Source organism: Mesorhizobium sp. CCNWLY176, assembly GCF_037153935.1.
Taxonomy (GTDB): domain Bacteria; phylum Pseudomonadota; class Alphaproteobacteria; order Rhizobiales; family Rhizobiaceae; genus Mesorhizobium_M; species Mesorhizobium_M zhangyense.
Window position 1 is genome coordinate 60,768 of sequence record NZ_JBBBDZ010000002.1, and the last position, 18,999, is coordinate 79,766.

An 18,999-nucleotide genomic window follows, 5' to 3' on the forward strand; every position below is an offset into this window, starting at 1 on the left:
TCCCTAAAGACGAATGGGCAAACCAATAGCCGACAGCGGGCAATCAATAAATGTCTGCGATTTTCAAAGAGTTGCCCCAGAATGCAAAAAGGCCGGAAGAATGCGTCTTCCGGCCTTGGTTTCAGGCAATGTCGGTGGCGCGCGTCAGTTGGTCTTGGCGTACCACGGCGCCGTCAGTTCGCCCGTCTTGAAGGCGCGTGAAGCCGTTTGATAATAGGCGATGGCTTCTTTCGCCAGCGTCGCGTCGACCGGCCCCGGCGTCGTGTCGAAAGTGATCGGATCGACCGTAAAGCTCTCCACCACCTTGCCCGGCTTGAGCACCGTCAGCTTGTTGTTCTTGTAGTAGCCCAGCGATTGATAGTTGCTGATGAACACGCCCTGCGGATCGGCTTTCAACTCACGCGCCGAGCGGCCGTAGAAGTAGGATTCTCCCGGCTTGCCGAGCACATCGAGCAGGGTCGGCGGCACGTCGAGTTGGCTGATATTGTCGGTGAAATGACCGGGCTTCACGATTCCGGGGCCGTAGAAGATCATCGGGATATGATAGCTCTCGACCGGAAGCTCGACCTTGCCAGCCACGGAAGCGCAATGGTCGGCGATGATGACGAACATCGTGTCCTTGAACCACGGCTTCTTCGACGCCTCGTCGATGAAGCGGCCGATGGCGTAATCGGTGTATTTGACGCCGCCTTCATGCCCGCCCGGCGACGGCACATCGATGCGCCCGTCCGGATAGGTATAGGGACGATGGTTGGTGGTCGTCATGATCTGCACGAAGAACGGCTTGTTTGCCGATTCGGGCTTCGACAGCATCGCATCGACATTGGAGAACAGCGCTTCGTCGGCAACGCCCCAGACGTTCGCGGCCGGGATGGTCTCGGCAGGAAATTCGGTGCGGTCGAAGACGGCATAGTCGTTGCCCGAGTAATAGGCGGCCATGTTGTCGAAATAGCTGTAGCCGCCATAGGCGAAGGTGGAGGCATAGCCGTCATGCGCGAGAATGCCGCCGACCGTCGTCAGATGCTCATTGTTGGGACGGCGCACGATCGCCTGCCCCGGCACTGGCGGCGTGCCGAGCGTCGTCGCTTCAAGGCCGCGCACGGTGCGCGTGCCGGTGGCGAACATGCGGTCGAAAAGCAGCCCCTGACCGGCAATGCGGTCCAGATTGGGCGTCCAGCCGCGCTTGTCGCCAAGCGCGCCGACAAACTCGCCCGAAAGGCTCTCGACGGTGATCATGACGATGTTCTTCGGACGCCGCAGCAGGAAGTCGGGCATGGGTCCCGAGGCATCGTTGGCAACAGCCGCTTCCGACGCCGGGCCTGATTTCTTCACGCCGAGATCCCTGAGGATCGTCTTCGCCTGACCATCCGGGATCGTCGCATAGAAGCGGTCGTAATCGAGCTCATTGCGGCGAAACGCTGCGACCAGGCTGAAAAGCCCGTTGCCGGACAGTTCGTTGGCGTAGTTGTTGGCCGAGACATACATCTGGTCGAGATCGACGAAGGTGTAGGCGGCAAGCGGCCAAAGGACGAGAAGAGCAACGAGGACAATGCGGGTTGTTTTGCTGTAAGTGCTCGCTTCAATTTCTAGAAACCAGCCACGCATCAGCCAGACAGCGCCGGCGGCTAGCAGACCGATTGCGGCCACCAGCGTCTTGATCGGATAGGATTGCTCGATATTGCCGATCACCTCCTGCGTGTAGATAAGATAATCGAGCGCGATGAAGTTGAAGCGGTTGGAGAACTCCAGCCAGAAGAAGAACTCACCGATCGCGGTGAACAGAAGCACGGCTATCAGCAGCCATGCAACGAAGCGCCCGAGATAGGTGTGAAACCGGGTATGCCGCCATTTCTCCGGCGTAACGGCTGCGGCAAACAGGAATGGTATGAGGATAAAACCTAGCGTCGCCAGATCGAACCACAGGCCGCGCAGGAAGATGTAAGGCCAGGACGACACCGGCACATTGTCAAAGCCGGTGAAGACGGTCAAAGCCAGCCTTGTCGCGAGAAAGATCGCGAAAGCCGAGATGCCATAGAGCATCGGCAGCGTGTTCCAGAGGTCAGACAGGGTACGATTGGGATGGGAAGTGGTTACGGAGGTGATGGCCACGGCAGGCACGCCTTTGCGAAACGATCAAATGTCGTCAAACGCCGCGCGCCGCAGCGCCACATGGCGCTGCCAATCCGGAAATTCGGTGCGTGCGGGTCCGGCCCGCCAGCACTCACTCGTATTTTGTGACTTTTTCGGGGAGAAGCCCTTTCGGCGCAAAACGCAGCACCAGAATGATCGTCAGGCCGATGACGAAGACGCGCATCTGCAGCGCCCGCGTCGGCAGGTCTGCGGGTGGCGCGATATCGAACACTTGCTGGATGAGGTTCGCGCCGTGCTGGAACAGGAACAGCGCCGCCGGCTCCGACATAGTCCAAATGATGTAGACCAGAAGAGCACCGAAGATCGCGCCGAGATTGTTTCCCGACCCGCCGAGCACGACCATGATCAGCACCAGGAAGGTGTGGTTGATGGGCGAGAATCCGCTCGGATCGAATATGCCGCCGAAGGTGACGAGGGCCGCGCCGCCGATACCGACGATGAAATTACCGAGCACGAACATCTCGAGCCTGCGCCGGTTGACGTCCTTGCCGACTGCCTCGGCGGCGAGTTCGTTGTCGCGGATGGCGCGCATCATGCGGCCCCATGGCGAGGCCCAGCCGCGCTGCAGCAGCACGAAGATGACGACGATCATCGCAGCCGTGACGCAGAGATAGGCCGAACGCGCGGCGATGAAACCGATCTCGGTTGCGGTCGGCACCGGTGACGGCAACGGCGAGACGGTGAGCGTGCCGCGGGTCAGCCAGTCGGCGTTCTTCAGGAATGCCCTGACGATCTCGGCGATGCCGAGCGTGGCGATCGCCAGATAGTCGGAGCGCAGGCCGAGCGTGATGCGGCCGATGAACCATGCAAGCACGGCGGCGAATAGCCCGCCGACCAGCCATCCCAGCCATACCGGCAGGCCAAAGCCGCCGACGAAACCGGAATTCTGCTCGATGATCGCGGCGGCCGGCGCCAGCGCGCTTTCAGCCATCAGATAGGTTGTGGCGGCGGCGATGATCGTCAGCACCGTGCGCAGCTTCTTCGGCACGCCATAGCGGTTCGAGCGGCTGAGCAGGAAGGTGATGGCCCCGCCGATGATGATGATCAGCCCCATGCGCCCGAGCAGGCCGGGTGCTTCCGACTGCCAGAAGACTGGGTTGAGCGGATAGGAGATCAGCATAGTGCCGAAGGCGGCAATCGCGATGAAGCCCATGACGCCGGCGTTGAACAGGCCGGCATAGCCCCACTGTATGTTGAGGCCGAGGGCGACGATCGCCAGGCAGCTTGCCTCGACCAGCATGCGCAGGCCATAGGCATTGCCCTGCCAGATGAAGACGAGCGCGACGATGACGGCAAGGCCGCCCAGCAGGGTGATGGTGCGCAGATCGATCGACTTCATCACAGCACCTTTCCCTTGAAGATGCCGTTCGGCCGCCAGATCAGCACCGCGACGAGAATGACGAAGGGCACCACGATCTTGTACTCGGTCGGCACGAAGGCGATGCTGGCGGGAATCTCGATCCAGTCCGGCAGATGCGGTTTCAGCGGCCTGAGCAATATCGACCAGTTGAACACGGCAATCGTCTCGGTGAAGCCGACCAGCAGCCCGCCGCTGATCGCGCCGTAAGGCTGGCCGATGCCACCGACGATCATGGCAGCCACGATCGGGATCAGAATGTTGAAGCTGAGGTCAGGCTTCAGGCTGACATCCATGGCCAAAAGCGTGCCGGCAGCGGCTGCAAGGCTTCCCGCGATGATCCATGTCGTGCGCACGACCTTGTCCGTGCTGATGCCGGAAATGCGGGCCAGATCGGCATTGTCCGACATTGCGCGCATGGCCTTGCCGGTGCGCGAGCGCGTCAGGAACAGGTGCAGCGCGACGATGGCAACGACCGTGAAGACGATCAGCAGAAGCTGCGGTTCGGTTATGATGATGTCCTTGCCGGCAAAGGGAATGCGGTAGATTTCCTTTGATGTGACATACATGTTGCGCGGCGCGGTGCCCCAGATCAGGCGGATCAAGCCCTGCAGCATCAGCATCACGCCGAAGGAAGCGATGACCAGCGTGATCGGCTTGGGGTTGGTCTTGCGCAGCGGCTGATAAAAGGCCTTGTCGAGGCCGACGGTTATCAGCGCGGTGATCGCCATCGCTATCGGCATGACGACGAAGGCCGTCGGCAGCCCGACCGCCGCACCAAGACCCGGCATTGCCATGGTCAGCACGAAGGCGATGAAGGCGCCGAGCGTCATCAGGTCGCCATGGGCGAAATTGGCGAAGCGCAATATGCCCCAGACCAGCGTCAGGCCGACCGCGCCCAGCGCATAGACCGAGCCGATGATAAGCCCGGCGACGACCACCTTGTTGATGAAGAAGACGATCTCGTTGATCGGCACGGCGGAGAGGAAACCAACCTGTTCCATCAGTGTTTTACTCCCCCGCCGAGGAAGCTTTCTGCCACTTCCGGATTGTCGAGCAGCGCCTGCCCGGTGTCGGTGAAGGAATTCCTGCCGCCGGCAAGCACAAAGCCCTTGTGTGCGATGGCCAGCGCCTGGCGCGCGTTCTGCTCGACCATCAATATGCCGACGCCCGATGCGTTGATGGCGATGACGCGCTCGAAAATCTCGCCCATGTAGCGCGGCGAAAGGCCTGCGGTCGGCTCGTCTAGCAGAAGCAGCTTCGGTTCCATCATCAGCGCCCTGCCGATCGCCACCATCTGGCGCTGGCCGCCGGAAAGCTCGCCTGCCGGCTGCTTCTGCTTGTCGCGCAATGGCGGGAAATATTCGAACATCTTTTCAATGAGATGGCGAAAATCGTCGCGCCGGACATAAGCGCCCATTTCGAGATTTTCGCGCACGGTCATCGCCGGAAACACGTTGAACTCCTGCGGCACGAAGGACAGCCCGCCGCGCACGAGATTTTCCGGCTTTGCGTTGGTGACGTCCTTGCCGTCGAAAACCACGCTGCCTTCCGAAACGGTCAACAGACCGAACAGTGCCTTCAGCGACGTCGACTTGCCAGCGCCGTTGGGACCGACAATGACGCCGATCTCGTTGGCGCCGATCTCCATATTGACGCCGTTCAGGATGTTCGCTCCGCCATAGCCGGCATGGACATCTGTCATCTTCAGGATGCTCATGCGGCATCCCCCACCGGCGCGCCGCCGAAATAGGCCTCGATGACTTCCGGGTTCTTGCGGATTTCGGCCATCGGCCCCTGCACCATGACGGAGCCTGCCGCCATGACGATGACGGGATCGCAAAGCCGCGCGATCAGGTCCATGTCGTGCTCGATGACGAAGAAGGTCAGCCCCTTGTCGCGGTTGAGCGTTTCGACCACGGAGGCGAGATCGTTGAGCAGCGTGCGGTTGACGCCGGCAGCCACCTCATCGAGCAGCACGACCTGCGGGTCGGCCATCATCACGCGGCCGAGTTCCAGAAGCTTCTTCTGGCCACCGGAGAGATTGCCGGCGCTCTCGTTCTTGACGTGGGTCAGCCGAAGAACCTGCAGGATTTCCTCGGCCTTGCGCCGGGTTTCCAGTTCGTCGCGCACGACCTTGCCGCGCCGGAAACAGGCGTCGAAAAAGGACTCGCCGGATTTGCCGGCGGTCACCACCATCAGGTTTTCCAGCGATGTGAGATGCGAGAATTCCTGCGCGATCTGGAAGGTGCGCGACAGGCCGTGCTCGAACAGCTCGTGCGCCGGCATGCCGGTCACGTCCTTGCCGTCCAGCCAGATCGAGCCGGAGGTCGGCGCAAAGGCGCCAGCGACCATGTTGAACATGGTGGTCTTGCCGGCGCCATTGGGGCCGATCAGCCCCGTGATCGTGCCGCGCTCGACCTTGAGCGAACAATTATCGACGGCCAGCACACCGCCAAAGCGTTTGCTGACGTTCCTGACTTCGATGAGCGAGCTCACGCCACCCCCACTATTTTCCCGTTTTTCTTTTTTGGACGCTGTCGAAACCGTTCTCCCGCTATCCCCATAGCCGGCAGTCTCGCGCATCGATCTTGGAAGGAGGTCCGGGCGAACCCGGACCTCGCGCCTCGAAAGGCTTACTTGGCAGCGGCTTCCTTGAAGCCCTTGCCGTCGACGACCATCTCGATGACATTGCCAGGCACGTCGCCGTTCTTGTCGAACTCGTGGCTGCCGGCAGCGCCTTCGTAGTTGATGTCCTTGCCTTCGGCGATCAGCTTCTTGGCCTTCTCCCATTCGCCGGGCAGGATCACCTCACCCGGAGCCGAGGAGACTTCGCGGAGCGCCGCGCTCAAGCCTTCGCGCGAATCCTTGCCGAGCTTCTGGATCGCCAGCGAGATCAGGAAGGCAGCGTCATAGGACTGCGCTCCGAAGTTGGCGTTCGGGTCGAGGCCGGCATCCTTGGCGATCTTGGCGTAGACTTCCGTACCCGGGCTGACCGAGTTGCCGATGCGGGTCGCGACCATGCCATCGACCTTGCCTTCGCCGACATTCTTGACCAGCGCGTCGCTGACCATGCCGTCACCGCCGGCGAACTTCGAGAAGTCGCCGCCTTCGAGCGCCTGGCGGATGATGGTCGAGCCGGAGCCGTCGACATAGGCGAGAACGACCAGCGTGTCGGCACCAGAAGCCGCCAGCGAGCCGACTTCTGCGCGGTAGTCGGCCTTGCCATCCTCATGCGCTTCCTTGGCCGAGACGGTGCCGCCGAGCGTCTTGAAAGAGCCTTCCAGCGCGTCGGCAAAGCCCTTGCCGTAGTCGTTGTTGACATAGGTGATGGCGATGTTGTCGGTGCCCTTGTCCTTCAGGATCTTGGCCAGCACTTCGCCGCTGTAAGCATCCGACGAGGTGGTGCGGAACACCAAATCCTTGTCGTCGAGCGTGGTCAGCGCCGGCGAGGTGGCGGCCGGGGAGATCAGGAGAACGCCGCCGGGAATGGCAGCATTGTTGGCGGCAGCGATGGTCTCGCCCGAGCAGAGCGGGCCGACGAGGGCCGTCACCTTCTCGGAATTGACCATGCGGTCGGCGGCATTCGAGGCAGCCGTAGCGTCAGCGCAGGTCGAGTCGCCCGAGATGATCTCGAGCTTTTGCCCGTCGAGAATGCCGCCCTGGTCGTTCACATCCTTGACCGCCAGCTTGGCCGCCTCGAAGATCGGCGGCAGCATGCTTTCGATCGGGCCGGTGAAGCCGCCGAGAAAGCCAATCTTCACATCGGCCTGGGCCGATGCTGCGCCTGCCATGATGGCGGTGCCGACCATGGCGGTTGCCAGAAGCCGTTTGGTGATGCGTTTCATGATAGTTTCCTCCGAATGTTGCGTATGAGACTTGCCCGCCTTGGTGCTTTGCTGCGCCAAACCGGGATTCCGAACCGGCAGGTCAACCCGACGTCACGCCTTTGAAGACGTGCTCGCCGCCCATTTTCCAGCCCTGGTCCGGTCCTACAGAAGAGCGCCAATTCCAACAAGCCTCCCAGCTTGAAACGAACCGCACTCCGTTTTCGGCAATCCTCCTTTGCCGATATTTCGCCGGCGGCGGGTTTAAACCCTTGTTTCCGGCATCTCTAAACAACCAGCCTCAGACAGGCAGAGAAATCAACAGGCTTTTGCGTCATTCGACCAGCGAAAGCAGGTGACGAAAGGGAAGCTGATCGATAATGCAGCATGCCCTTGCGCCTCTCAATTGACGGTCCTGCCGCGCAGTGCGAAGCGCTGGATTTTTCCCGTCGCAGTCTTCGGCAGTGCGTCGACGAACTTGACCGAGCGCGGATATTTGTAGGGCGCGATGACCTGCTTGACGTGATCCTGCAACGCCTTGATCGTCGCGGCATCGGCCGGCACATCAGCCACCAGCACAATATGCGCCTGCACGATCTGGCCGCGCTCCTCGTCATCGGCGCCAACCACCGCGCATTCGGAGACGAAATCGTGGCTCAGCAGGGCTGCCTCCACTTCCGGTCCGGCGATGTTGTAGCCGGCCGAGATGATCATGTCGTCGGAGCGGGCGGCGAAATGGAAATAGCCGGCTTCGTCCTGGTAGAAGGAATCGCCGGTCAGGTTCCAGCCGTCGCGGACATATTTCGCCTGCCGCTTGTCAGCGAGATAACGGCAGCCGGTCGGCCCGCGCACCGCCAGCCTGCCGATTTCGCCGCGCGGCTTCTCGTTCATCTCGTCATCGACGATTTTCGCCTGATAGCCGCCGACCGGCTTGCCGGTGGAACCGGGGGCGGAATCGCCGAGCCGGTTGGAAATGAAGATATGCAGCATCTCGGTCGCGCCGATGCCGTCAAGCATCGGCTTGCCGGTCTTCTTCATCCAGGCATCGTAGATCGGCGCGGGCAGCGTTTCGCCGGCCGAAACCGCGATGCGCAGCGAACTGAGATCCGCGCCCTCCTCCATCGCGGCCAGCATGACGCGGTAGGCGGTCGGCGCGGTGAAGCTGACGGTCGCCTTGTAGGTCTCGATGATCTCGATCATCTTCGGCGGCGTCGCCTGTTCGAGCAGGGTTGCGGCGGCCCCGAAGCGCAGCGGGAAGATCGCCAGCCCGCCTAGGCCGAAGGTGAAGGCGAGCGGCGGCGAGCCGACGAAAATGTCATCCGGCGTCACCGACAGAACTTCCTTGGCGTAGGCGTCGGCAATGATCAGCAGGTCGCGATGGAAATGCATCGTCGCCTTGGGCTCGCCCGTCGTGCCGGAGGTGAAGCCGAGCAGCGCGACATCGTCGCGGCCGGTCGGCACGGCTGCGAATTTCACCGGCTTGTCGAGGGCGATGCGGTCGAGTTCGGCATCGTGATTGGCGGTGCCGTCGAAGCCGATGACCTTTTTCAGGAAGCGGCTGTCCTTGGCGCAGGCGACGAGTTCGTCCTTGATGCGCGTGTCGCAGAGCGCAAATTCGACCTCAGCCTTGTCGATGATCTGGCCGAGTTCGCCGGCACGCAGCATCGGCATGGTGTTGACGACGACCGCGCCCGCCTTGGTGGCGGCGAGCCAGCAGGCGACCATGGCAGGGTTGTTGGCCGAGCGGATCAGCACGCGATTTCCGGGCTTTACGCCATAATTCTCGACCAGCGCATGGGCGATGCGGTTCGACCAGTCGGTGAGTTCCTTGTAAGTGCGGCGGCGGCCATTGCCGATCAGCGCGGTATGATCGCCAAAGCCCTTGGCGACCATTGCATCTGTGAATTCGACACCGGCATTCAGCACTTCCGGGTAGTCGAAGCCGTCGAGCAATAGTTCCGGCCACTCATCATCCGGCGGCAGGTTGTCACGTGTGAAAGTGTCGGTATGCGCCGATGGTCCCAGCATTTGTTATTATCCCCTCGCCAGTGTTTGCCTGGCTATTATGATTTTCTGCACGTCCGACGCGCCCTCATAGATGCGCAGCGCCCGGATTTCGCGATAGAGGCTTTCGACGACGCTGCCCTTGCGCACGCCGTCGCCGCCATGGATCTGCACCGCCTTGTCGATCACGCACTGGGCCCGATCCGTGGCGTAGAGCTTGGCCATCGCCGCCTCGCGGCTGACGCGGGCAGCGCCAGAATCCTTCAGCCATGCGGCGCGGTAGACGAGCAGTGCTGACGCATCGATGTCGAGCGCCATGTCGGCGATATGGCCCTGCACCATCTGCAATTCGGACATCGGCGCGCCGAACAATTCGCGCGAGGTCGAACGCGCGATGGATTCATCCAGCGCCCTGCGCGCAAAGCCGAGGGCTGCCGCCGCGACCGTCGAGCGGAACACGTCGAGCACCGACATGGCGATGCGGAACCCATCGCCCGGTCTGCCGAGCATGGCCGACTTCGGCACGCGGCAGTTCTGGAAGGACAACCGCGCCAGCGGATGCGGCGCGACCACCTCCAGCCGCTCGGCAATCGACAGGCCTGGCGTATCGGCGGGAACGATGAACGCCGAAATACCCTTCGCGCCCGACCCTTCGCCGGTGCGGGCGAAGACGGTGTAGACATCGGCGATGCCGCCATTGGAGATCCAGGTCTTTTCGCCATCGAGCACGTAGAAATCGCCGTCCTCGCGCGCGGCGAGATCGAGATTGGCGACGTCCGAGCCGGATTTCGGCTCGCTCAGCGCAAAGGCCGAAAGCGCCTTGCCGGCGCGGGTTTTGGTCAGCCATTCGCGTTTCTGCTCGGGCGTGCCGAACAGCGAAATCGCGCCGGTGCCGAGGCCCTGCATGGCGAAGGAGAAATCGGCAAGCCCATCATGACGCGCCAATGTTTCGCGGATGATGCAGAGGCTGCGAACGTCGAGACCGCTTTCGGGATTTTCCGGATCGACAGCCGAATGGGTCAGCCAGCCGCCCTCGCCCAGTTTTGCCACCAGTTCGCGGCAGGCGGCATCGACATCGCCGTGGTCGCCATGCCTGATGTTGGCAGCGGCCCAGGTCTCAAGCCTGTCGGCCAGCGCCCGGTGAGGGTCTTCGAAAAACGGCCAGTCGAGAAAGCTGCGGTCCGGCATCTCAATCGCCCTGGAAAACGGGTTTCTGGTGCGCGACGAAGGCGTCGTAGGCGCGCTTGAAGTCCAGCGTCTGCATGCAGATGGCCTGCGCCTGCGCCTCGGCCTCGATCGCCTGCTCAATCGACATCGACCATTCCTGATTGAGCATGGTCTTGGTCATCATGTGACCGAAATTCGGGCCGTCGGCGAGGCGTTTCGCCAGCGCCAGTGCCTCGGCGTCGAGCGATGCGGGCTCGACGATGCGATTATAAAAGCCCCAGCGCTCGCCTTCCTCCGCGCTCATGCTGCGGCCGGTGTAGAGCAGCTCGGACGCTCGCCCCTGCCCGATGATGCGCGGCAGGATCGCACAAGCGCCCATGTCGCAGCCGGCGAGGCCGACGCGGGTGAACAGGAACGCAGTCTTTGCCTCGGGCGTTGCAAGGCGAATGTCGGAAGCCATGGCAATGATGGCGCCGGCGCCGACGCAGACGCCATCGACAGCGGCGATGATCGGCTTGCCGCAATTGACCATCGCCTTGATCAGGTCGCCGGTCATGCGGGTGAAGCGCAACAGGCCCTTCATATCCATGTCGAGCAGCGGGCCGATGATGTCGTGGACATCGCCGCCCGAGCAGAAATTGCCGCCGTTGGAGCCGAACACCACGGCCTTGATGTCGTCGGCATAGACCAGTGCGCGGAACGCGTCCCGCAGCTCCGCGTAGCTGTCGAAGGTCAGCGGGTTCTTGCGCTCCGGCCGGTCGAGCGTGATGACGGCAACGCCGTCCTCAACGCGCCAGCGGAAATGTTTCGCGACGTAGCCCGCCATATCAGTCATCGCCATTCACCTTTGCTGTCAGTTTCGGCGAATTGCCGATTGTATCGAGGTGGCCGATCATCTGCTCGCAAGCTTCCGGCGGCAGCTCTTCCAGAATGGCGCTGACCCATGTCGCATGCGCTGCCGCCATTTTGGAAAACTCCTCGTTGCCCTTCTTCGTCAGGCGCACCAGCGTGGCGCGCTTGTCGCCGGCCACCGGCACGCGCAGCACCAGACCGTCAGTCACCAGGCGCTCGATGATGCCGGTAACATTGCCGTTGGAGACGCGAAGGGCGGCTGAAAGCTCGCTCATCTTCAAGCCGTCCTCGAAGCGGTAGAGCGCGGCAAGCACGTCGAAGCGTGGCAAGGTGGTGTCGAACTCGACGCGCAGGTTCTCGCGCACCGTCGCTTCAACCAGCCTCGTCGCCTTGAGCAATCGCAGCCAGACACGCAGGCGCTGCCTGGCCGTGTCGGGAGCTTCGCCCGGTTGCGGCATGCTCATACTTCGCCTCCCGAAATGGACAGGGCCTGCCCGGTGACCGAGGCTGAATGCGGCCCGCAGAGATAAAGCACGCTTTGCGCCACCTCTTCCGGCAACACGAAACGGCGCTGCGGGTTGGTCTTGGTCAGCGAGGCAATGGCCTCGTCGCGGCTCTTGCCGGTCTTTTCGACAATGGTCTCGATCGAGCGCTCGAGCATCGGCGTCAGCGTGAAGCCGGGGCAGACGGCGTTGACGGTGATGGCGGTGTCGGCGAGTTCCAGCGCCAGCGAGCGCGTCAACCCAAGGACACCGTGCTTGGCGGTGCTGTAGGCGGAAACGTAAGGGTAGCCTTTCAGGCTGGAGGTCGAGGCGATTGCGATCAGCCGGCCCTCCCTGCGCTTCATCATACCGGCAAGCGCTGCCTGGAAGGTCAGGAAAACGCTGGTCAAATTGACGTCCAGCATCTGCCGCCACAGATCGAGACTGGTGCGGTGGAAGGGCGCGCTTTCGGCAGCCCCCGCATTGGCAACGACGATATCCAGTTCGCCGACTTCGTCGGCGATGCGCTCGAACAGCGCCTTCACCGACGCCTCGTCGCTTACGTCGGCGGTCATTGCGATGATGTTTTTCGAGCCCACCGAAAGCTCCTGAAGCGGCTCCATGCGGCGGCCGGATATCACGACGGTGGCGCCGGCGTCAGCGAGCGAGCGCGCGATCGCAGCGCCCATTCCCGAGCCGCCGCCCGTCACCAATGCGCGTTTGCCGGAAAGGTCGCTCATACCGCGCGATCCTGTGCCGCCATCTCGGCAGCGCGTTCGGCCAGGCGGCGAATCTGGTCGCCACCGGGCTGATAGGGAGCGGGCCATGCCTCGACTGTGTCGCCGAGCGAGGCTGCGGCGCGCAGTGTCCAATAGGGGTCGGTCAGATGCGGGCGGGCGAGGCAGACGAGATCTGCGCGGCCGGCGAGCAGGATCGAGTTGACGTGGTCGGGCTCGTAGATGTTGCCGACCGCCATGGTCGCCATGCCGGTCTCGTTGCGGATGCGGTCGGAGAACGGCGTCTGGAACATGCGGCCATAGACAGGACGGGCAAGCTCGGTCGTCTGGCCGGCGGAGACGTCGCAGATATCGACGCCAGCCTGCTGGAACATTTTTGCGACCTCGACGGCCTCCTTCGGCGTCACGCCCTTGTCGCCGACCCAGTCATTGGCCGAGATGCGTACCGAGATAGGCTTTTCGCGCGGCCAGACTTCGCGGACGGCATGGTAGATTTCCAGCGGATAGCGCATGCGGTTTTCCAGCGAGCCGCCATATTCGTCGGTGCGGTTGTTGGTCACCGGCGTGATGAAGGACGACAGCAGGTAGCCGTGTGCTGCGTGGATTTCGAGCATGTCGAAGCCGCAGCGATCCGCCATTTCGGCAGCCGCCATGAACTGATCGCGGACAAGATCCATGTCGGCGCGCGTCATCGCCTTTGGCGTCTGGTTTTCAGAAGACCAAGGTTGCTCCGAAACCGACATCAGCGGCCAGTTGCCGTCTTTCAATGGCTTGTCCGTGCCTTCCCAGCCGACGCGGGTGGAACCCTTGCGGCCGGAATGGCCGATCTGGGCGCAGATTTTTGCCACGGTCTCGGTGTGGACGAAATCGACGATGCGCTTCCAGGCGACCTCATGTTCCGGCGCATAGAAACCGGGGCAGCCGGGCGTGATGCGGCCCTCGGGGCTGACGCAGGTCATCTCTATATAGAGCAGCCCCGCCCCGCCCTTGGCGCGCTCGCCGTAATGCACCAGATGCCAGTCTGTCGGCGTGCCGTCGACGGCCTTGTACTGCGCCATAGGCGAGACGACGACGCGGTTCTTCAGCTCCATGTCGCGCAGCTTGAACGGCGCAAACATCGGCGCGCGGCGGGTGCCTTGCGGCGCACCTGCCGTTTCCTGGAACCAGCCTTCGGCACTTTCCAGCCAGGCCTTGTCGCGCAGGCGCAGGTTTTCATGACTGATGCGCTGCGAGCGGGTCAGCAGCGAATAGTTGAACTGGACCGGGTCGAGATCGAAATAGCGCTCGACCTCCTCGAACCATTCCAGCGAGTTGCGCGCCGCCGATTGCAGGCGCAGCACCTGGATGCGGCGCTCGTCCTCGTAGCGGGCGAAAGCCTGCTCGAGCGTCTTTTCCGTATGCACGAGTTCGGCAAGGGCGGCAGCACTTTCAAGCGCCAGCTTGGTTCCCGATCCGATCGAGAAATGCGCGGTCGCCGCCGCATCGCCCAGAAGTGCGATGTTCTTGTAGGACCAGCGCTTGCACAGCACGCGCGGGAAACTCAGCCAGGCCGAGCCGCGAATGTGGTTGGCGTTGGTCATCAGCGCGTGGCCGTCGAGATGTTTTGCGAAGATGCGCTGGCAGAGCGCGATGCTCTCCTCTTGGCTCATCTCGCCGAAGCCGAATTTTTCCCAGGTCTCGGCGCTGCATTCGACGATGAAAGTCGCCGTGTCGTTGTCGAACTGGTAGGCGTGCGCCCAGACCCAGCCGTGTTCGGTTTCCTCGAAGATGAAGGTGAAGGCATCGCCGAATTTCTGATGCGTGCCGAGCCAGACGAATTTGCAGGCGCGCACGTCAATGTCCGGCTCGAACTCCGCGGCGAATTCGCTTCGCGCCTTGGAGTTCAGGCCGTCGGCAGCAACGACGAGATCATATTCCTCGGCATAGGCGGCGACGCTTTCGACATTGGTCTGAAAGCGCAGTTCGACGCCCAGTTCACGCGCCCGCTCCTGAAGCAGCATCAGAAGCTGCTTGCGGCCGATGCCGCAGAAGCCGTGACCGGTGGAGACGGTTTTCGTGCCCTTGAAATGGACGGCGATATCGTCCCAGTAGGCGAAGTGCGAGCGGATGGCGGTGGCACTTACGGGATCGTTGGCGGCAAGGTTGGTCAGCGTCTCGTCGGAGAGCACGACGCCCCAGCCGAACGTGTCGTCCGGCTTGTTGCGCTCGATGACGACGACCTCCGAATCCGGATCGCGCAGCTTCATGCTGATCGCAAAGTAGAGGCCGGCTGGCCCTCCCCCGAGACAGGCGATCTTCATCAGCACCAACTCCGATTGACCAAGAGAGGATGGCACCCTGACTTAATAATTTCAAGCATGAAATTTCAAGCTTGAAATTAATCGATGGTTCGCAGAAGCTGCCTCCAGCTGGATCAACAAGCCGGCAGGTTTTCGCCCTTGCGGGACGGCCGGGCGAGATGGTCAATAACGGGATGGTGCGCCACTGACGGCGCTTGGTTAGCGAGGCTGGGAATGTCTGCAAATTCGATCACGGACTGGAGCGACGCCTATTCCAATGGGGCCTATATCCCCGACGCCAGTGCGTTTCCCGGCAAATGGCAGGTGATGGCGTCGGCATTCCGCGATGATTTGCGCGCGGCAAAGCGGCTGCGCGAGGACATTTCCTACGGCCCGCATCTGCGCAACCGTTTCGACCTGTTCCTGCCGGAGGGAACGCCCAAGGGGCTCGTCGTCTTCGTCCATGGCGGCTACTGGATGTCGTTCGACAAATCGGCCTGGTCGCACCTCGCCCAAGGGTCGCTCGCCCATGGTTATGCGCTGGCAATGCCGTCCTATGTACTCTGCCCGGAAGCGCGGATATCCGACATCACCAGGCAGGTCGGTGCGGCGATCACTGCGGCAGCAAAGGAAGTCGCGGGGCCGATCCATCTCACGGGCCATTCGGCCGGCGGCCATCTGGTCAGCCGCATGAACACTTCGACCTCTCCGCTCGATGCCGACGTGCTTGCACGGCTCAAGAAGACGGTGTCCATCTCGGGCCTGCACGATCTGCGTCCGCTGATGAAAACGAAGATGAACGAGACCCAGCGGCTGGACCTTGCTGAAGCGCGGGCGGAAAGTGCCGCCCTGCTCGAACCGCTCGACGGCATCGATATCACCTGCTGGGTCGGCTCGGCCGAGCGCCCTGAATTCCGGCGGCAGAACGCGCTTCTGGAAAATCTCTGGAGCGGTTTCGATGTCAGCGTGTCGAGCGTGGAAGACGCCGGCACGCATCATTTCGATGTCATAGACGGGCTTGCCGATCCCGACCACAGGCTGGTGCGGACCCTGCTCGGCGTGTAAAGAAGGCTCGCGGGCATTGCCCGACCTGAAAGTGATCCGGAGGTTCCATGCAAACCGTATTCGTCCAGCTGCAATGCACGCCCGGCCAGACCTATGCCGTGGCCGACCAGCTTTACGAGCGCGAGGTGGCTTCGGAGCTCTATTCTACCAGCGGCGACTACGATCTGCTGATGAAGGTCTATATCGAGGACGATGTCGATATCGGCAAATTCATCAACGAGAACGTCGCCAATGTGCCGGGCATCGTGCGCTCGCTGACGACGCTGACCTTCAAGGCGTTCTGACGCTGCTGCGACCTTGATTCAAGGTCGCGATACAACCCACTGTTTTCAGGCAGGTTTCCGGTCGGCGCGGCGCGCTGCGATGTAGCGCATCGCGGTGACGCGCCGGCGCATGATCTCGGTGCGCATAGCCATCAGGTGCAGCGTGAAGAACAGCACCGTGAAGCCAAGCGCCATGGTCATCAGCGGCCAGAGCAGGCTCGGATGGATGGTCGGGCCGCCGAGGCGGAATACCGACGCCGGCTGATGCAGTGTATTCCACCAGTCGACCGAGAATTTGATGATCGGGATATTGATGAAGCCAACGAGCGTGATGATGGCGGCAGCGCGCGCCGATCGTGCGGGATCGTCGAGTGCGCGCGTCAGCGCGATGATGCCGAGATACATCAGAAACAGGATGAAGACCGAAGTCAGCCGCGCATCCCACACCCACCAGGTGCCCCACATGGGCTTGCCCCAGATGGAGCCGGTGATCAGCGCCAGCGCGGTGAAGGCCGCGCCGATAGGCGCTGTGGCCTTGAGCGAGACATCGGCGAGCGGATGTCGCCAGACCAGAGTCCCAAGTGCAGCCAACGCCATCAGCGAGTAGCACATCATCGCAATCCAGGCGAACGGCACATGGATATACATGATGCGGACGGTGGTGCCCTGCTGGTAATCCTCAGGCGCGGCGAAGCCCAGATAGAGGCCTATAGCGAGCAGCAAAACGGAAAGACCCGCCAGCCAGGGCACAAGCCGGTCGGCAAGCGCCAGGAAGCGGGTCGGGTTGGCAAGATCGATGAAGCGGCCGGGCCGCGCGCTCGTGTCACTCATGACGTTTAATTAGCCCGGTCCGAGCGTTCGGGCAATGCGAGAGGTCGCCGCAGGACGACCTCCCATAGTCTTAATCCGGCCGATCAGGCCGCGGCAGCGGACTGCGAGACATGGCTGAGGGCGCGCACGTCCTCATCGGTCAGCAGGCCGCCGGCGCGAAGCAGGCTGGCGAAGCGGCCATTGGTGGCCGACAGTTCGGCGAAGCCACCCATTTCCACGATCCTGCCCTTGTCCATGAAGAGGACCAGGTCGGCATCGCGAACCGTGGTAAGGCGGTGCGCGATGATGAAGGTGGTGCGACCCTGGCGAACACCGTCGATCGCTTCCTTGACCCGCGATTCCGTCTCGACATCGAGCGCGCTGGTCGCCTCGTCGAGCACCAGGATCGGCGCGTTCTTGAGGATGGCACGGGCGATGGCGATACGCTGGCGTTCACCGCCGGAGAGCTGGCCGCCACGCTCACCAACCTTGGTGTCGTAGCCTTCGCTCTTCGACAGGATGAACTCCTGGGCGGACGCAGCTTCAGCAGCCGCATGAACCTCGGCGTAGGTCGCTTCCTCGCGGCCGATGCGGATGTTCTCCTCGATCGACCGGTTGAACAGGCCGGCATCCTGGAACACCGTCGCGATCGACTGACGCAGCGACTTCTTGGTAACGGTCTTGACGTCGATACCGTCGATCAGGATGCGGCCTTCCTGTGGCGTGTGAACACGCTGGAGCATATTGATCAGCGTGGTCTTGCCCGCACCGGTCGGGCCGACGATGGCAACCGTCTGACCAGCCTGGACTTCAAAGGAGACGTCCTGCAGGCCCTGCCCCGAATTGGGGAACTCGAAGCTGACATCCTCGAAGCGGATGTGGCCGGTGATGTTGTTCATCTCGCGCAGGCCTTCCGGCTCCTTGCGGTCAGCCACGGAGTCTTCCAGTTCATAGAAGGCTTCCAGCTTGGCGCGGGAGTCGAAGATCTGGTTAGCAAACTGCGAGATCTGGTCAAGACGGCTGATCAGCAGCGTCGCGAAGCCGATGAAGGCAACGATATCGCCGATGCGCAACTCGCCGCGTGAAACCAGCAAGGCACCGATCATCAGCACGACCATCATCGAGATCGTCGAGGCAAGGCGGTTGAGCGCGCTTGCCAGCGCCCACCAGTCGAGCACCGGATACTGTGCCTGGATCAGATCGCCGACATGCTTGCGCAGCCGCTGGGCTTCCTCGCTGAAGCGATTGTAGCTCTGCAGCACGGCAACGTTGTTGACCGAGTCCGTCACATGCGAGAACACCTCGTGATAGTGGCGTTCCACCTTGGCTTGCCCGTCCTTGGTCTTGTGCATGACGACGCGGCCGATGATCAGGTAGAGCGTGCCAAGCACCAGCAGCACCAGCGACATGCGCAGGTCGAGCGAGATGGCGGTGGGAATGAGCAGCAGCAGCGCCACGGCGGTGGTCAGGTGCGTGCGCATGAATTCAAGCCAGAGGCTGAACAGCGTCTCGACCGCACGCAGCATCGTGTGCAGGGCGTTGGACGTCCCCCGCACCTGGTGCCACGACAGCGGCATGGTGATGACGCGTTCGAAGGACTCGCAAAGCACGCCGGCACGGCGGGCATGCGCCAGCCGGTCAGCGCCACGAGCGACGAGCACGTAAGCGAGAATGTTGAATGCCCCGAGCCCGGCCCAGAGCATCAGCGTTGAGAAAACCTCGCGCTTGTCGGAGATGGCATCGATGACACGGCCGAACATGATTGGTTCGGCAATGGTTACGATGGCCAGGACGACATTGGCCGCGCAGATGAAAAATACACGCTTTTTTTCAGTAGAAAGATACCGAAGTGCGCGGAAGTAGATTTCAAGCAATGACACGAAACTCACTCCGTGAGAACAAAAACCGTGCAGCGCTCCATTGCTCGTCCCAACATTGTCTGCTGCACCGCAAGACAATGTTCACATACAGCCTCAGTTCCATTTTTTCGAAACAACATCGGGCA

General features: G+C 62.2%; 16 protein-coding genes. 2 read left to right on the forward strand and 14 right to left on the reverse strand.

Going from position 1 to position 18,999, the window contains the following annotated elements:
* Positions 1 to 144 precede the first annotated feature (144 nt).
* The 12 genes from WBQ96_RS03170 to WBQ96_RS03225 form a co-directional block, all read right to left on the reverse strand.
* A complete protein-coding gene (locus WBQ96_RS03170) occupies positions 145 to 2,109 on the reverse strand; it encodes an LTA synthase family protein (protein WP_336547348.1) in 1,965 nt (654 codons plus the stop codon).
* Positions 2,110 to 2,221: 112 nt separating this feature from the next.
* Positions 2,222 to 3,490: a branched-chain amino acid ABC transporter permease gene (locus WBQ96_RS03175; protein ID WP_336547350.1), complete on the reverse strand. Its 1,269-nt coding sequence runs from the start codon at positions 3,488 to 3,490 to the stop codon at positions 2,222 to 2,224.
* Entirely contained in the window at positions 3,490 to 4,512 is a 1,023-nt protein-coding gene (locus WBQ96_RS03180) for a branched-chain amino acid ABC transporter permease (RefSeq protein ID WP_336547352.1), read from the reverse strand. Before WBQ96_RS03180 ends, WBQ96_RS03175 begins: the two co-directional genes overlap by 1 nt.
* Positions 4,512 to 5,228 carry an ABC transporter ATP-binding protein gene (locus tag WBQ96_RS03185; protein WP_336547354.1) on the reverse strand — a complete coding sequence of 239 codons (717 nt, stop codon included), beginning with the start codon at positions 5,226 to 5,228 and terminating at the stop codon, positions 4,512 to 4,514. The genes WBQ96_RS03180 and WBQ96_RS03185 overlap by 1 nt, the downstream gene beginning before the upstream one ends.
* Positions 5,225 to 6,007 carry an ABC transporter ATP-binding protein gene (locus WBQ96_RS03190; RefSeq protein ID WP_091911970.1) on the reverse strand — a complete coding sequence of 261 codons (783 nt, stop codon included), beginning with the start codon at positions 6,005 to 6,007 and terminating at the stop codon, positions 5,225 to 5,227. The genes WBQ96_RS03185 and WBQ96_RS03190 overlap by 4 nt, the downstream gene beginning before the upstream one ends.
* Positions 6,008 to 6,144: 137 nt before the next feature.
* On the reverse strand, positions 6,145 to 7,356 hold the full coding sequence (locus WBQ96_RS03195) for an ABC transporter substrate-binding protein (protein ID WP_336547357.1): 1,212 nt from the start codon (positions 7,354 to 7,356) through the stop codon (positions 6,145 to 6,147).
* 381 nt (positions 7,357 to 7,737) lie between these two features.
* Positions 7,738 to 9,363 (reverse strand): AMP-binding protein, encoded by a 1,626-nt coding sequence (locus WBQ96_RS03200; RefSeq protein ID WP_336547359.1) that lies wholly within the window; start codon positions 9,361 to 9,363, stop codon positions 7,738 to 7,740.
* Positions 9,364 to 9,369: 6 nt separating this feature from the next.
* Positions 9,370 to 10,527, reverse strand: a complete 1,158-nt coding sequence (locus tag WBQ96_RS03205; RefSeq protein ID WP_336547361.1) for an acyl-CoA dehydrogenase family protein — start codon at positions 10,525 to 10,527, stop codon at positions 9,370 to 9,372.
* A 1-nt stretch (position 10,528) separates the two neighbouring features.
* Entirely contained in the window at positions 10,529 to 11,341 is an 813-nt protein-coding gene (locus WBQ96_RS03210) for an enoyl-CoA hydratase family protein (RefSeq protein ID WP_336547363.1), read from the reverse strand.
* Positions 11,334 to 11,822 (reverse strand): MarR family winged helix-turn-helix transcriptional regulator, encoded by a 489-nt coding sequence (locus WBQ96_RS03215; protein WP_165119833.1) that lies wholly within the window; start codon positions 11,820 to 11,822, stop codon positions 11,334 to 11,336. Before WBQ96_RS03215 ends, WBQ96_RS03210 begins: the two co-directional genes overlap by 8 nt.
* Entirely contained in the window at positions 11,819 to 12,580 is a 762-nt protein-coding gene (locus tag WBQ96_RS03220; protein WP_336547366.1) for an SDR family NAD(P)-dependent oxidoreductase, read from the reverse strand. The genes WBQ96_RS03215 and WBQ96_RS03220 overlap by 4 nt, the downstream gene beginning before the upstream one ends.
* Positions 12,577 to 14,877 (reverse strand): bifunctional salicylyl-CoA 5-hydroxylase/oxidoreductase, encoded by a 2,301-nt coding sequence (locus WBQ96_RS03225; RefSeq protein WP_336547369.1) that lies wholly within the window; start codon positions 14,875 to 14,877, stop codon positions 12,577 to 12,579. Before WBQ96_RS03225 ends, WBQ96_RS03220 begins: the two co-directional genes overlap by 4 nt.
* A 213-nt stretch (positions 14,878 to 15,090) precedes the next feature.
* Between WBQ96_RS03225 and WBQ96_RS03230 the strand changes: the two genes are divergently transcribed.
* Together WBQ96_RS03230 and WBQ96_RS03235 are read left to right on the forward strand one after the other, a co-directional pair.
* Positions 15,091 to 15,921: an alpha/beta hydrolase gene (locus tag WBQ96_RS03230; protein ID WP_336547371.1), complete on the forward strand. Its 831-nt coding sequence runs from the start codon at positions 15,091 to 15,093 to the stop codon at positions 15,919 to 15,921.
* A gap of 47 nt (positions 15,922 to 15,968) precedes the next feature.
* Complete coding sequence (locus WBQ96_RS03235; protein ID WP_165119829.1) at positions 15,969 to 16,205, forward strand: Lrp/AsnC ligand binding domain-containing protein; 237 nt, start codon at positions 15,969 to 15,971, stop codon at positions 16,203 to 16,205.
* A 45-nt stretch (positions 16,206 to 16,250) separates the two neighbouring features.
* Here WBQ96_RS03235 and WBQ96_RS03240 read toward each other — a convergent pair whose 3' ends face one another.
* Together WBQ96_RS03240 and WBQ96_RS03245 are read right to left on the reverse strand one after the other, a co-directional pair.
* Positions 16,251 to 17,015: a heme ABC transporter permease gene (locus WBQ96_RS03240; RefSeq protein ID WP_336547373.1), complete on the reverse strand. Its 765-nt coding sequence runs from the start codon at positions 17,013 to 17,015 to the stop codon at positions 16,251 to 16,253.
* Between the two features lie 83 nt (positions 17,016 to 17,098).
* The gene (locus WBQ96_RS03245; protein WP_165119827.1) at positions 17,099 to 18,874 is read right to left on the reverse strand and encodes a glucan ABC transporter ATP-binding protein/ permease; all 1,776 of its coding nucleotides are present in this window, start codon (positions 18,872 to 18,874) and stop codon (positions 17,099 to 17,101) included.
* Positions 18,875 to 18,999 lie beyond the last annotated feature (125 nt).

Coding starts and splice junctions, on each gene's coding strand:
- WBQ96_RS03175 (WP_336547350.1), bottom strand. CDS start 3,490: ATGAAGTCGATCGATCTGCGCACCATCACCCTGCTGGGCGGCCTTGCC.
- WBQ96_RS03180 (WP_336547352.1), bottom strand. CDS start 4,512: ATGGAACAGGTTGGTTTCCTCTCCGCCGTGCCGATCAACGAGATCGTC.
- WBQ96_RS03185 (WP_336547354.1), bottom strand. CDS start 5,228: ATGAGCATCCTGAAGATGACAGATGTCCATGCCGGCTATGGCGGAGCG.
- WBQ96_RS03195 (WP_336547357.1), bottom strand. CDS start 7,356: ATGAAACGCATCACCAAACGGCTTCTGGCAACCGCCATGGTCGGCACC.
- WBQ96_RS03200 (WP_336547359.1), bottom strand. CDS start 9,363: ATGCTGGGACCATCGGCGCATACCGACACTTTCACACGTGACAACCTG.
- WBQ96_RS03205 (WP_336547361.1), bottom strand. CDS start 10,527: ATGCCGGACCGCAGCTTTCTCGACTGGCCGTTTTTCGAAGACCCTCAC.
- WBQ96_RS03210 (WP_336547363.1), bottom strand. CDS start 11,341: ATGACTGATATGGCGGGCTACGTCGCGAAACATTTCCGCTGGCGCGTT.
- WBQ96_RS03215 (WP_165119833.1), bottom strand. CDS start 11,822: ATGAGCATGCCGCAACCGGGCGAAGCTCCCGACACGGCCAGGCAGCGC.
- WBQ96_RS03220 (WP_336547366.1), bottom strand. CDS start 12,580: ATGAGCGACCTTTCCGGCAAACGCGCATTGGTGACGGGCGGCGGCTCG.
- WBQ96_RS03225 (WP_336547369.1), bottom strand. CDS start 14,877: ATGAAGATCGCCTGTCTCGGGGGAGGGCCAGCCGGCCTCTACTTTGCG.
- WBQ96_RS03230 (WP_336547371.1), top strand. CDS start 15,091: ATGTCTGCAAATTCGATCACGGACTGGAGCGACGCCTATTCCAATGGG.
- WBQ96_RS03235 (WP_165119829.1), top strand. CDS start 15,969: ATGCAAACCGTATTCGTCCAGCTGCAATGCACGCCCGGCCAGACCTAT.
- WBQ96_RS03240 (WP_336547373.1), bottom strand. CDS start 17,015: ATGAGTGACACGAGCGCGCGGCCCGGCCGCTTCATCGATCTTGCCAAC.